Raw genomic sequence first — 13,065 nt, forward strand, 5'->3', positions numbered from 1 at the left:
ATCGAGGAAACTCCTACGGTATCTGCAAAATGACCATTCATAACGACGTCGTCGCGGCGATCGGCAACACGCCCCTGATCAAGCTCCAGCGCGCCTCGGAAGCGACCGGCTGCACCATTCTCGGCAAGGCCGAATTCATGAATCCCGGCCAGTCGGTCAAGGACCGCGCGGGCAAGTGGATGATCCTGGAGGCCGAGAAGCGCGGCGACCTCAAGCCGGGCGGCCTCGTGGTGGAAGCCACGGCCGGCAACACCGGCATCGGGCTCGCAGTGGTCGCCAGCGCACGCGGCTATCGCACCCTGATCGTGATTCCGGAGACGCAGAGCCAGGAGAAGAAGGACACGCTGCGGCTGTGCGGCGCGGAGCTGGTCGAGGTGCCGGCGTTGCCGTTCAGCAATCCCAACAACTACCAGCATGTCGGCCGCAGGCTCGCCGACGAGTTGCGCAAGACCGAGCCGAATGGCGTCCTGTTCGCCGACCAGTGGAATAACCTCGACAACGCCAAGGCTCACTACGAGTCGACGGGTCCGGAGATCTGGGAGCAGACCGGCGGCAAGGTCGACGGCTTCGTCTGCGCGCTCGGGACCGGCGGCACCATCGCCGGAACGAGCCGGTATCTGAAGGAAAAGAGCAAGGATATCGTGATCGCCTGCGCCGACCCGCATGGCTTTGCGATGTACGAATGGTTCAAGAACGGCGTCGTCAAATCCACGCCGGGCGACTCCATCACCGAAGGCATCGGCATTGGCCGGGTGACGCCGGTGATCGAGACCGCGAAGGTCGACACGGCCTTCCTGATCTCGGACGAGGTCGCCATCAACACGATCTACGACCTCGTGCAGCACGAGGGCCTGTGCCTGGGCGGGTCGAGCGGCGTCAATGTCGCCGGCGCGGTGGAGCTGGCCAAGCATCTCGGCCCGGGCCACACCATCGTGACCATCCTGTGCGACTCCGGCAACCGCTATCAGTCGAAACTGTACAATCCGGCCTTCATGCGATCGAAGGACCTGCCGGTGCCGGCCTGGCTCGAGCGGCGCAGCGGGATCAAGCCGCCATTCGTGTGATAGCGAGTAGCGAACGGATCGTTCCTCGAATCGAGGCTCGCAATCCCTCTTCGCTATTTCCCATTCGCTATTCGCCCCTCGTCAATGCCGCAGGATCTGGCTCAGGAACAGCTTGCTGCGCGCATGCTGCGGATTGGCGAAGAACTCCTGCGGCGTGTTGGATTCGATGATCTGGCCGGCGTCCATGAACACGACGCGGTTGGCGACCTCGCGGGCGAAGCCCATCTCGTGGGTGACGACCAGCATGGTCATGCCCTCCTTGGCGAGGTCGACCATGGTGTCGAGCACCTCCTTGACCATCTCGGGATCCAGCGCCGAGGTCGGCTCGTCGAACAGCATGACCTTCGGGTTCATCGTCAGCGCGCGGGCGATGGCGACGCGCTGCTGCTGACCGCCTGACATCTGTCCTGGATATTTCTGCGCCTGGTGCGGGATCTTGACCCGCTCCAGGAACTTCATCGCGGTCGCCTCGGCTTCCTTCTGCGGGATGTTGCGCACCCAGATCGGCGCCAGCGTGCAGTTCTCTAGCACGGTCAGATGCGGGAACAAATTGAAGCTCTGGAACACCATGCCGACCTCGCGGCGGACCTCGTCGACCCGCTTGAGGTTGGGACCGAGATCGATGCCGTCGACATTGATCTCGCCCTCCTGGAATTCCTCCAGCGCATTGATGCAGCGGATCAAGGTCGACTTGCCCGAGCCCGAGGGCCCGCAGATCACGATGCGCTCCCCCTTGGCGACGGACATGTTGATGTCCCGCAGGACATGGAACTCACCATACCATTTGTTGAGGGCGGAAATGCTGACGATCGAATTTGCAGCCATTGATCTGTTACTCGATGATCTCTGTTCAATTGCGCCGGTGCGCGTTGAGGCGGCGCTCGACCGACAGGGAGTAGCGTGACATGCCGAAGCAGAAGGCGAAGTAGATCAGTCCGGTGAAGGCAAAGCCGGTGAAGGCCGTCGTCGGGGTCGCCCACACCGGATCGGCGAACGAGGCCTTGAGGCTGCCGAGCAGGTCGAACAGCGCCACGATCGACACCAGCGAGGTGTCCTTGAACAGCGAGATGAAGCTGTTGACGATGCCGGGAATGACATGGCGCAGCGCCTGCGGCAGCACGATGAAGCTCGTGGTCTTCCACCAGGACAGGCCGAGCGCGCTCGCCGCCTCGGCCTGGCCGCGTGGAATGGCCTGCAGGCCGCCGCGGATCACCTCGGCCATGTAGGCGCCGGAGAACAGCGCGACGCCGATCAGTGCCCGCACCAGGCCGTCGACGCGCACGTTGCCGGGGAGGAACAGCGGCAGCATGTAGGTGGCGAAGAACAGCACCGTGATCAGCGGCACGCCGCGCACCAGCTCGATGAAGGCGATCGAGAAGATCCGGATCAGCGGAATCGTCGAGCGCCGGCCGAGCGCCAGCGCGATACCGATGGGCATCGAGGCGACGATGCCGATCACCGAGACGACCAGCGTCACCAGCATGCCGCCCCACAGCCGGGTGTCGACGATCGGAAGGCCGCCGCGATCAAGACCCATGACGGCAATGACGATCGCGATGCCCACGAAGGCCGCGGCCGTCGCAATCACGCTGCGCAGTGCCCTGCTCCCGCCGCCGACCACGAATACGAGCGCGGTCACCACGATGGCCGTGAGCGCGAGATCATTCCACACCGGCTGGTGGGATTGCTGCAGCTCATGGCGGATCCAGACCAGCGGCCAGATCACCAGGGACGCGAGGGTTCCGAGCAGCACGACGAGCTTGCCGAGCAGCCACAACAGCATGCCGATGACCGGCACGTTGGCGCCGGCGCGGATGAGCGCGTTGCCGGCGGTATCGATGCTCTCCACGAACAGCTGCAGCGTGCTGGTCGTCCAGCTCACGCCGAAGCCCGACAGGCCGCCGCCATACAGCAGGAAGAATGCGACCACCGGCAGCGCGAAAAAGAACAGACCCGCATTCAGGCCCTTGGCCGGCAGACGAGGGATCAGCAGCGGCACCAGCAGCACCACCGCGAGCGCGTAGGTCAGATTGACCCGCCAGCGCTCGGCGTCCGGATAGAAGCCGTACATGAACTGGCCGAACTTCGCCGTGACGTAAGGCCAGCAGGCGCCGACCGCACGGCCGGCGTTCTCCGCGAGACAGGCATCGCGATCCTTGCCGACCCAGACCGCATCCACCAGCATGAACTTCAAGGCGGGGATGACGGTGAACCAGATCAGCAGCGCGCTCACCAGCGTGAGCAGGATGTTGGTCGGCGAGTTCAGAAGCCGGGTGCGGACGAAACCGACGAAGCCCGTCGTCTTGACCGGCGCCGGCCGCTCCCCGGCCAAGTCCTGACGAATGAAGGTCGAAGCGGTGATATCGGTCATGCGCCCATTCTCGTCATGCGCCAAATCTTCGTGCGACAAATCTTCATGCGCCGAGCGTTCATGCACCAAGCCTCTTGCCGAGGCGCCAGCTGTAGAAGCTCATCATCGCGCTCGTGATCAGCGACAGTGCCAGATAGACGCCCATGGTGATGCCGATGATCTCGATGGCCTGTCCGGTCTGGCTCATGGTCGTGCCGGCGAATACCGAGACGAGGTCGGGATAGCCGATGGCGACCGCGAGCGACGAGTTCTTGGTCAGGTTCAGATACTGGTTGGTCAGCGGCGGCAGGATCACGCGAAGCGCCTGCGGCACGACGATCAGGCGCAGCACGGTGCCGCGGCTCAGCCCCAGCGAAAGTCCCGCTTCCATCTGTCCCTTGTGGACCGAAAGAATGCCGGCGCGCACGACCTCGGCGATGAACGAGGCCGTGTACATGGTGAGCGCCAATGTCAGCGCGACGAGCTCGGGAATGATCCGGGAGCCGCCGGCGAAGTTGAAGCCCTTGAGCGCCGGCACTTCGAACGCGATGGGCGCGCCGAACACGACGATCGCAACGACCGGCAATCCGATCAAGAGCCCCAGCACATAGGGCCAGATTCGCATCGCATGGCCGCGCACGAACAGCTCGCGCCGCGCATAGTAGTGCAGACCAATGGAGCCGACGATCGCGACACAGAGCGCGATCAGGAACGGCATCAGGCCGGGCTCCTCGACAGGGCGCGGAACGATGAAGCCGCGGTTGTTGAGGAAGAAGGTCGAGAACAGCGAGATGCTCTGGCGCGGTCCGGGCAGCGCCGCCAGCACCGCAAGGTACCAGAACAGGATTTGGAACAGCAGCGGCAGGTTGCGGATCAGCTCGACATAGGCGCCGGAGACACGCGACAGCAGCGCGTTCGGCGACAGGCGGCCGAGTGCAACCAGGAAGCCCAGGATGGTCGCCAGCACGATGCCGATGACCGAGACCAGCAGCGTGTTCAGGACACCGACGATCAGCACGCGGCTATAGGTGTCGGATCCGGAATAGCCGATCAGGGTCTGGTTGACGTCGAAACCGGCCGTGTTGTTGAGGAACCCGAAGCCCGACGTGATGCGCTGGGCTGCGAGGTTGCTGCGTGCGTTGGCGACGATCTCATAGCCAACCCACACCAGGACTGCGACGAACAGGATCTGCAGGATGATGCCGTTCCATCCTGCCTTGCCCCCGAGCATGCGCTTCAGACGAAGCCCATATTGCGGAGGCGGTAGCCTCGCTTCGATACTCATTCGCCGCAGCCCCGATATCGTGCAGGTCTTAGCGGATCGGCGGTGCGTATTGCAGGCCGCCCTTGTTCCAGAGCTGGTTCAGACCGCGCGCGATCTGCAGCTTGGAGCCGGCGCCGACGTTGCGGTCATACATCTCGCCGTAATTGCCGACCGCCTTGACGATCCGCGAGAACCAGTCCTTGGTGAGGCCGAGCTGCTCGCCGAGATTGCCGTCGGTGCCGAAGGCGCGCTTGAACTCGGGCTTGTCGGACTTGGCCATCTCGTCGGCATTCGCCTGGGTGACGCCGAGCTCCTCGGCCGTGATCAGCCCGAACAGCGTCCACTTGACGATATCGAACCACTGGTCGTCGCCGTGGCGGACCATCGGGCCCAGCGGCTCCTTCGAGATCACCTCGGGCAGCACGACGTGATCGGCCGGATTGGAGAGCTTCAGGCGCTCGGCGTACAGGCCCGAGACGTCGGTGGTGAACACGTCGCAGCGGCCGGACTCATAGGCCTTCACGGTCTCGTCGGCGCCGGCGAACGCGATCACCTCGTACTTCATCTTGTTGGCCTTGAAGTAGTCGGCGAGGTTCTGCTCGGTCGTGGTGCCGGTCTGCACGCAGACCGAGGCGCTGTTGAGCTCGAGCGCCGAATTGACCTTGAGGGCCTTCTTCACCATGAAGCCCTGGCCGTCATAGTAGGTCACGCCGGCGAAATTGGCGCCCAGCGAGGTGTCGCGCGACAGGGTCCAGGTGGTGTTGCGCGACAGCACGTCGACTTCACCCGACTGCAGCGCGGTAAAGCGGTCCTTGGCGGAGAGCGGAACGAACTTGACCTTGGTCGGATCGTTGAAAATCGCCGCGGCGATGGCGCGGCAGACGTCGACGTCGAGCCCGGTCCAGTTGCCCTTGTCGTCGGGCGACGAGAAGCCCGGGAGGCCCTGGCTGACGCCGCAGGCGAGCATGCCGCGATCCTTGACGGTCTTGAGCGTTTCGGCCTGAGCGCCGACGCTCGCCAGCATCGGGGCGAGAGCAAGAGTGAGAGCCAGAGTGACGCGTTTCATAAATACAGCCTTTCGCAAGTCGTCCTTGGGGAGCGATGAAATCTCAGCGCGTGGATGGGCCGACCTGAATCCGCGTCTGCAAACGCCGTACCAACAATATGGCGTTCGCCATGCACAACGAAGCCGTGCATGCTTGATCGAGCGGAAATCGCGGCAAGCCCCTCAACGTGCAGCGATCGAATTGCGCCGGCATCACAGAACGACTGGCGGTCCGGGTCAAGGGGTTGACGGCCCTCTTCTGCATTCTGTTATTAACCACCGCAGTCCTGCCCGAATTCAGCTATTTTCAGCTATCCCGGCAGACCGAAAAGAGAAAAGACACGCGAATGGCATCATCGAACGACCCCGCTGCGGCGGTGCGACAAAACGTCGAGACTCGGCTGGTGACGGCGGGACGGGACACGAAGGCGCAGCACGGATTCGTGAATCCCCCGGTCGTTCATGGCTCGACCGTTCTGTATCCGACCGCAGAGGACCTGCACGCGCACCGCGGCGAATTCCAATATGGCCGTCACGGCACGCCGACGACGAAGGCGCTGCAGCAGGCGCTGATGGCGCTGGAGGGGCCGCAATGCGCCGGCGTCGGCATCGCGCCGTCGGGCCTGGGAGCCATTTCGACCACCCTGTTGTCGGTGCTCAAGGCCGGCGACCACGTGCTCGTCTGCGACAGCATCTACCGCCCGACCCGCAATTTCTGCAACGGCATGCTGGCGCGGTACGGCGTCGAGACGACCTATTTCGATCCATTGATCGGCACAGGAATTGAGCAACTGCTCAAACCGAATACACGCGCGGTGGTTGTCGAGGCGCCCGGCTCGCAGTCGTTCGAAATGCCGGACGTCCCGGCCATTGCGGCGGTCGCCCACGCCCATGGCGCGCTCGTCATCGACGACAACACCTGGGCCACGCCGCTGTACCACCGCTCGCTCGACCAGGGCGTCGACATCAGCATGCAGGCGGCCACCAAATATATCGGCGGCCATTCCGACATCATGTTCGGCACGATTTCGGCCAATGCGAAGGCCTGGCCTCTGATCTCCGAGGGCATCCGCCTGCTCGGTGTCTGCGCCGGCCCGGACGACGTGTTCCTCGCGTTGCGCGGCGTGCGGACGCTCGGGGTGCGCCTGGCCCAGCATCACCGGTCCGGCCTCGAGATGGCGCGCTGGCTTGCCGCGCGCCCCGAAGTGATCGCGGTGCTGCACCCGGCGCTCGAGAGCCATCCCGGCCACGCGATCTGGAAACGCGACTTCACCGGCGCCTCCGGCCTGTTCAGCATCGTGCTGCAACCGAAGCCGCAGGCGGCCGTTGATGCCATGCTCGATTCGCTGACCCTGTTCGGCATGGGCTACTCCTGGGGCGGCTTCGAGAGCCTGGCGATCCCGTTCGACTGTGCCGGTTACCGCACCGCGACGACCTGGTCCCCCGGCGGTCCGACGCTGCGTCTGCACATCGGCCTCGAGAATACCGACGACCTCAAGGCCGATCTCGATCGCGGCTTTGCCGCGTTCAACGCGGCCTGACCATACCGCCTGCAGGAACAGAGCGCCGCCGGTTCGAGCAACCGTGGCCGACAAATTGGCGTTGATCCCCCACCAATTGGGCGTAGCCTTCGCCTGAACACACGTGGGAATGAACGCGAATCATGGTTCTGCTCGATCTGATGGGCGGCGTAGCGCTGCTGCTGTGGGGCCTGCATATGGTCCACAGCGGCATTCTGCGCGCCTTTGGCCCGGATCTACGGCTGCTGCTGTCACGCGCGCTCCGAAACCGGTTCAGCGCACTCGCCGCCGGGCTTGGCCTCACCGCGCTGCTGCAGAGCAGCACGGCGACCGCGCTGATCACCACGTCCTTCGCAGCGGAAGGTCTGGTCGGGCTGGTCCCGGCGCTGGCCATCATGCTCGGCGCCAATATCGGCACCACGCTGATCGTCCAGGTGCTGTCCTTCAACGTGGCGGCGGTCGCACCGATCCTGTTCGTAATCGGGCTGGTGGCGTTCCGCAGCGGACCCAGGTCACGAATCAAGGACATCGGCCGGGTGTCGATCGGCCTCGGCCTGATGCTGCTCTCGCTTCACATCCTGATCGACACGCTGGCGCCGGCCGAGGAAGCGCCGGCCATGCGCGTGTTCATGCAGGCCATCACCGCCGACGTGACGCTATGCATCATCTTCGGTGCGGTCGTGACCTGGATCGTGCATTCGAGCGTCGCCAGCGTGCTGCTGGTCATGTCGCTGGCCTATGCGCATTTCATCACGTCCGATGCGGCCCTGGCGCTGGTGCTCGGCGCCAATCTCGGCAGCGCGGTCAATCCCGTGTTCGAGGGGGCGCGCCGCGACAATCCGGCGAGCTATCGTCTGCCCGTCGGCAATCTCCTCAACCGCATCATCGGCGTGGCGCTGATTGCGCCTTTCCTGCATCCGCTGGCCGCACAACTGCAGCTCTGGCAGCCGGATCTGTCGAAGCTGACCGCACAGTTCCACATGGCCTTCAACCTCGGGACGGCGGTGGTCTTCATCGGCCTGCTCGGCGGCATGGAGAAGTTGCTCGTCAAACTGTTTCCGGACCGTCCGGCGGAAATCGATCCGGCCAAGCCCCGCTATCTGGACGAGACCGCGCTGGAAACCCCGTCGCTGGCGCTCGCCGATGCGGCGCGCGAGGCGTTGCGCATGGGCGACCTGGTCGAGACCATGTTGCGCAACGTGATGACCGCGATGATGACCAATGATCGCGGCCTCGTCGATCAGGTCTCTCGCACGGACAACATCGTCGATCGGCTCGACGAGGCGATCAAGCTCTACATCACCAAGCTGACCCGCGGCAGCCTGGACGAGCGCGAGGGCAAGCGCGCGATGGAGATCATCTCCTTCGCGATCAACCTCGAGCATATCGGCGACATCATCGACAAGAACCTCAGCGAGCTCGCGACGAAGAAAATCAAGCGCCGATTCCAGTTCTCGATCGAAGGCGCCGATGAGTTGCAGGCGTTCCACCGCCAGATCATGGAATCGCTGCGCATCGCGTTCGGCATCTTCATGTCGGGCGATGCCCAGCAGGCGCATCAATTGCTCGACCAGAAGGCCGAGCTCCGCAATGCCGAGCTCGCCGCCACCGAGCGGCATCTCGAGCGCCTGCGCGAGGGCCGCTCGGAAACGCTGGAGACCACGTCGCTGCATCTCGACGTGCTGCGCGATCTCCGACGCATCCACTCGCACATCTGCTCGGTCGCCTATCCGGTGCTGGATGCGGCCGGCGAAGTGGCGACGCGCCGGAGTGAGGTGGCGGACAGCGTGAGGACCGTCACTGCCCTGCCTGCATCGGGCGTTCAACCGCTGTCGCGCTGAGTCCCCCGCGCTCTGCCCATTGATGCAAGCTGTCTCGCCACATTGACCGTCATTCCGGGGCAATCGTCAAAGTGCAGCCGCATCGCGGCTGCGCTTCGGCGATTGAACCCGGAATCTCGATGTTGTTGGAAATGAACGTAAGCCAATCTCGAGATTCCGGGTTCAAGGCCTGCGGCCTTGCCCCGGAATGACGGTGGGTATGGTGCGATTGTAGTCCGCCTACCCGTAACGCTCAAACGGCCGTGCCGCTGAGCGCCCGCTCCCGCTCAATTGCTCCGCGTCTGCGATTCCCGCTGGCGGTTCTTGAAGATCAGCATCACGTTGCGGACGTAGATGATGTTCGACAGCAGCTGGCCGAAGATGATCACCGGCTCGCGCTTCACGAGGCCGTAGATCAGCGTCATCAACCCGCCACCGATCGAGAAGAACCAGAACGCGAGCGGCACGACGCTCTTGCCCGCGCGCTCGCTCGCGATCCACTGCACCAGGAAGCGCGCCGCAAAGGCGAGCTGCGCGGCGAGGCCGAACACCAGCCAGAAATCAAACTTGGCGATGAAGATGTCGTAGAGATAGTTGCTGAAAGCCTGCCCGAATTGAATCAGCATCATGTCACCTCGATCGCGACCGGCGTCGGCTTCTTGCGGCGGATCAGCCACCACACGCCGGCGAGATCCATGATCCCGATCCACAGCCGGTCGAAGAATCCGTAGTTCGATACGCCCGAATGCCGGGGACGATCGATCACGTCGATATAGGCGATGTCATAGCCCTCGCGCCGCACCAAAGCCGGCAGAAAGCGGTGCAGACCATCGAAATACGGCATCATCAGGAACACGTCGCGGCGAACCGCCTTGAGGCCGCAGCCGGTGTCCCGGGTGCCGTCCTTGAGCACCGCGTTGCGAATCTTGTTGGCGATCCGCGACTGCAGCTTCTTGAAGCCGGTGTCCTTGCGGCCGACGCGCTGGCCGGCGACGAGACCGACGCGCGCGCCGCCCTTTTCCAGGGCCGCGATCAGCTCGGGAAGAAAGGCCGGATTGTTCTGTCCGTCGCCATCGAGCGTCGCAACCATGCCGCCATGTGCGGCGCGGATGCCGCTGCGGACGGCGGCCGATTGCCCCGACGACTTCTCATGGCGCAAGACGCGCAGATTCGGCCGGCGTGCCATCTCCTCGGAGAGCCGCTGCGCGGTGTCGTCGGTGGAGCCGTCATTGACGTAGATGATCTCGTACGGCCACAGGCCGTCGAGCGCAGCCGCGATCTCGGTGATCAGAGGCGTGATGTTGCCGGCCTCGTTGCGCACGGGAACGACGATGGAGACGGCAACGGGGGGTTCGGTCGACAAAATGAGACTCGTGATGGCTTGATCGGACCGGTTCCTGCCCCGGGCGCTGCGGCGGAGGCTTATTATGGGGCTTGGAGCCGGCTATCAACCCCCTTAGCGCGGTACGATTTGGCCGTCCTTGGCCAGGCGAAAACCGAGCCGCCGGGCTGCGAACCAGTAGCGGACCAGCATGGCACAGGCGAGGCCCACCACGGCGCCGGCCACGACGTCACTCGGATGGTGGGCGAGCAGAACGAGCCGGCTGAGCGCGATGATGACGGCGTAGATGAACATCGCGATCCGCAGCCGCGGCCAGATGGCGGCGACGGCGAAGGCCAGCGCGAACGCCGTCACCGCATGTGCCGAGGGCATGCTGAAATAGGCCGGAGTGCCGTTGAACGGATCGAAATTGAAGGCATTCGCCTTGCCGCCGACGAACGGACGGCCGCGTCCGATGATGTATTTCAGCGCCTGGGCAGCCAGCAGCGAAGTCAGCAGTGCGAAGAAGACATACTGCACATGGGTCGCGAAGTTGAGCAGCCGGCTGCGCGTGGCTTCGGGCCACAATGGCGCGATCAGGATGGTCACGACCACGCCGGCCGCCAGCACACTCAGCACGTAGTCATCCTGGCCGAATTCGGTGATGATCCGCACCGGCCACAGGCTTGGCGTGCCGCGCGGCGGCATCAAGCCGATCTCATAGGCGTCGAAGGCAACCATCAGCACCAGGATCGTGCCAAGGCCGATGGCGCCGAGCAGGAGGAGCTCGCGCCACAAGCGCTGCCGGCTCGCCGCATCCGGCGCCGTCTGCGGACGCCGCACCAGCCGGCCGAGCAGGAATTTCCCGACCAGTGCGAGCTGGGCGAAATAGCCTGACGAGGTCGGCGGATTGTCGGGGGCGAGCATCTATTCGGTGCCTTCCGAACGGTAGATCGCGATCGACACCGGGCGGCCCTGCGAGATGTTGTAGCCGTCGATGCGCTTGGCCACGTTGTAGCGCAGACCGATCGCCTCGGCGCGCTGCACGAAGGCGCGCTCGGTGCGCTGCTCGATCAGGGCAAAACGGCAGGTGCCCTGGCTCAGGAAGTCGGCGGCGCCGGAGCCATCCGTCAGCTGCGTCGACGTCCCCGTCATGAAGACGAGGCTCGGTTCGTGGAAGCCTGCAGCGGCCGCCTTGGGCCCGACGCAGACGACGTTGCGCAGCGCGCGCGCAATCTCGGCGCTCGGGAACAGCGGCGTCAGTGCCGGCAGCACCGCGCCGTAGACCACGAACGCCAGGAACATCGCCGCCACGCCGGCATTCAGCAGGGAGCGCTCGGCGCGGCCGTCGTCATAGAGCCACCACGCGAACAGGCCGAAGATCAGCGACGCAGCCACGAACGGCCATGCCAGGAACACCGGCTGATGCGTCACGATGATGGCGCCGATCACCGCGACCACCGAGGTGATGGCCGGAATTGCGAACCACCAGGCCGCGCCGCGCCGCAGCCAGGAGCGTGACAGCACGCGCCGCTCCAGCGCGCCCGCGGTGAGGATGGCGATCGCCGGATACAGCGGCAGCACGTAATGCGGCAGCTTGGTGAGCACGGCCTCGAATACGATCCACGACGGCAGCAGCCAGGCCAGCAGGAACTGCGCGCCCGGCTCGCGCCGCGCCCGCCACACCGCGGGCGCAGCCATCGCGGCCAGCGGCGCGCCGGGCCAGAAGGTGATGAACAAGAGGAGCAGATAAAGCCCGGGCGGCGCGCCATGCGACTCCTGTGCACCGATCTTGCTCAGCATGTCGCCGCCGACGGAGTCCGCAAAGAAGGTGTCGCCAGCGCGCAGGAAGATCAGCACGAACCATGGCAGCACCAGCACGAGCATCCACATCAGTCCCCAGACCGGCCGTAGACGCCACAGCCACGCCGCGCCGCGATCCATGATCGCGAGCGCAACGATCGTGAGGCCAGCGAACATCAGGATCAGCGGACCCTTGATCAGGATGCCGCCGGCCAGAGCCGTCCAGAAGATCGCCGGCGGGCCCCACGGCGGATGCTCCGGATCCTCGCCGCGCTGCCAGGACAGATAGACTCGCGCCAGCGCCCCCATCGCGGCCACGACGGTGAACAGCAGCATGGCGTCGGTCTTGGCAAGCCGCGCCTCGACGCCGAGCAGCACCGAGCAGCACATCAGGAGCGCCGCGAATACGGCGCCGCGCCGCGTGACGAAGGCGAGCGCGGTCCAGTACGTCAGCAGCACCGCGCCGATGGCGCCGATCAGCGAGGGAATGCGATAGACCCAGATGCGCAGCTGCGCACGCGGCAGCCCGATCGCGGACGCGGTCTCAACGGCAGCCGATTGCAACCAGTAGATGCCGACCGGCTTCTTGTAGCGCACGTCGTCCTGGAAGCGGATGTCGACGTAGTCGCCGCTCTCGACCATCTGCTTGGTCGCTTGCGCGAAGCGCGCCTCGTCGCGATCGATCGGCGGGATCGTGAAGAAGCCGGGCAGAAACAGCAGCAAGCCGCAGACGAGCAGGAACGCGACCGCCCTGGGGTGGCTCACGGTGACGGCATCGATCATCCGCAGCAGCCGATTGCCTGGGTTCACCAGGTTCTTCGGCTCGCGCGGCTCTCCAAAACGGGGGCGGGCATAGGTCTCGACCATGGGGTTCCGAA

11 protein-coding genes are annotated in these 13,065 nt (G+C 64.8%); 3 read left to right on the forward strand and 8 right to left on the reverse strand.

Annotation, left to right across the window (positions count from 1 at the left end; genetic code table 11):
- Positions 1-29: 29 nt before the first annotated feature.
- Positions 30-1,064, forward strand: coding sequence for a cysteine synthase A (locus QX108_RS03620; RefSeq protein WP_315720189.1), 1,035 nt, complete (start codon positions 30-32; stop codon positions 1,062-1,064).
- 81 nt (positions 1,065-1,145) lie between these two features.
- Here QX108_RS03620 and QX108_RS03625 read toward each other — a convergent pair whose 3' ends face one another.
- Genes QX108_RS03625 through QX108_RS03640 form a run of 4 tightly spaced genes read right to left on the reverse strand, consistent with a single transcriptional unit; the run spans position 1,146 to position 5,744 of the window.
- Positions 1,146-1,889, reverse strand: a complete 744-nt coding sequence (locus QX108_RS03625) for an amino acid ABC transporter ATP-binding protein (protein WP_172108771.1) — start codon at positions 1,887-1,889, stop codon at positions 1,146-1,148.
- 25 nt (positions 1,890-1,914) lie between these two features.
- Positions 1,915-3,435, reverse strand: coding sequence for an amino acid ABC transporter permease (locus QX108_RS03630; RefSeq protein ID WP_315778745.1), 1,521 nt, complete (start codon positions 3,433-3,435; stop codon positions 1,915-1,917).
- Between the two features lie 58 nt (positions 3,436-3,493).
- On the reverse strand, positions 3,494-4,699 hold the full coding sequence (locus tag QX108_RS03635) for an amino acid ABC transporter permease (RefSeq protein WP_315778743.1): 1,206 nt from the start codon (positions 4,697-4,699) through the stop codon (positions 3,494-3,496).
- A 28-nt stretch (positions 4,700-4,727) separates the two neighbouring features.
- Positions 4,728-5,744 (reverse strand): amino acid ABC transporter substrate-binding protein, encoded by a 1,017-nt coding sequence (locus QX108_RS03640; RefSeq protein ID WP_315720192.1) that lies wholly within the window; start codon positions 5,742-5,744, stop codon positions 4,728-4,730.
- A gap of 326 nt (positions 5,745-6,070) precedes the next feature.
- Between QX108_RS03640 and metC the strand changes: the two genes are divergently transcribed.
- Positions 6,071-7,264, forward strand: coding sequence for a cystathionine beta-lyase (metC, locus tag QX108_RS03645; protein ID WP_315778741.1), 1,194 nt, complete (start codon positions 6,071-6,073; stop codon positions 7,262-7,264).
- A gap of 122 nt (positions 7,265-7,386) precedes the next feature.
- On the forward strand, positions 7,387-9,084 hold the full coding sequence (locus QX108_RS03650) for a Na/Pi cotransporter family protein (protein WP_315778739.1): 1,698 nt from the start codon (positions 7,387-7,389) through the stop codon (positions 9,082-9,084).
- Positions 9,085-9,350: 266 nt separating this feature from the next.
- On the opposite strand, the gene QX108_RS03655 is transcribed toward QX108_RS03650, so the two are convergent.
- The 4 genes from QX108_RS03655 to QX108_RS03670 form a co-directional block, all read right to left on the reverse strand.
- Complete coding sequence (locus QX108_RS03655) at positions 9,351-9,689, reverse strand: lipid-A-disaccharide synthase N-terminal domain-containing protein (RefSeq protein WP_315779486.1); 339 nt, start codon at positions 9,687-9,689, stop codon at positions 9,351-9,353.
- Complete coding sequence (locus tag QX108_RS03660) at positions 9,689-10,426, reverse strand: glycosyltransferase family 2 protein (protein WP_315778737.1); 738 nt, start codon at positions 10,424-10,426, stop codon at positions 9,689-9,691. The genes QX108_RS03655 and QX108_RS03660 overlap by 1 nt, the downstream gene beginning before the upstream one ends.
- 93 nt (positions 10,427-10,519) lie before the next feature.
- A complete protein-coding gene (locus QX108_RS03665; RefSeq protein ID WP_315778735.1) occupies positions 10,520-11,311 on the reverse strand; it encodes a phosphatase PAP2 family protein in 792 nt (263 codons plus the stop codon).
- Positions 11,312-13,054, reverse strand: coding sequence for a glycosyltransferase family 39 protein (locus QX108_RS03670; RefSeq protein WP_315778732.1), 1,743 nt, complete (start codon positions 13,052-13,054; stop codon positions 11,312-11,314). It abuts the gene before it with no gap.
- Positions 13,055-13,065 lie beyond the last annotated feature (11 nt).

It is taken from the genome of Bradyrhizobium sp. SZCCHNR1002, assembly GCF_032381435.1.
In the GTDB taxonomy this organism is placed as follows: domain Bacteria; phylum Pseudomonadota; class Alphaproteobacteria; order Rhizobiales; family Xanthobacteraceae; genus Bradyrhizobium; species Bradyrhizobium aeschynomenes.

What these genes read in the sequence shown, in the direction of transcription:
- QX108_RS03620 (WP_315720189.1), top strand. Translation starts at nt 30, where the DNA reads ATGACCATTCATAACGACGTCGTCGCGGCGATCGGCAACACGCCCCTG.
- QX108_RS03625 (WP_172108771.1), bottom strand. Translation starts at nt 1,889, where the DNA reads ATGGCTGCAAATTCGATCGTCAGCATTTCCGCCCTCAACAAATGGTAT.
- QX108_RS03630 (WP_315778745.1), bottom strand. Translation starts at nt 3,435, where the DNA reads ATGACCGATATCACCGCTTCGACCTTCATTCGTCAGGACTTGGCCGGG.
- QX108_RS03635 (WP_315778743.1), bottom strand. Translation starts at nt 4,699, where the DNA reads ATGAGTATCGAAGCGAGGCTACCGCCTCCGCAATATGGGCTTCGTCTG.
- QX108_RS03640 (WP_315720192.1), bottom strand. Translation starts at nt 5,744, where the DNA reads ATGAAACGCGTCACTCTGGCTCTCACTCTTGCTCTCGCCCCGATGCTG.
- metC (WP_315778741.1), top strand. Translation starts at nt 6,071, where the DNA reads ATGGCATCATCGAACGACCCCGCTGCGGCGGTGCGACAAAACGTCGAG.
- QX108_RS03650 (WP_315778739.1), top strand. Translation starts at nt 7,387, where the DNA reads ATGGTTCTGCTCGATCTGATGGGCGGCGTAGCGCTGCTGCTGTGGGGC.
- QX108_RS03655 (WP_315779486.1), bottom strand. Translation starts at nt 9,689, where the DNA reads ATGCTGATTCAATTCGGGCAGGCTTTCAGCAACTATCTCTACGACATC.
- QX108_RS03665 (WP_315778735.1), bottom strand. Translation starts at nt 11,311, where the DNA reads ATGCTCGCCCCCGACAATCCGCCGACCTCGTCAGGCTATTTCGCCCAG.
- QX108_RS03670 (WP_315778732.1), bottom strand. Translation starts at nt 13,054, where the DNA reads ATGGTCGAGACCTATGCCCGCCCCCGTTTTGGAGAGCCGCGCGAGCCG.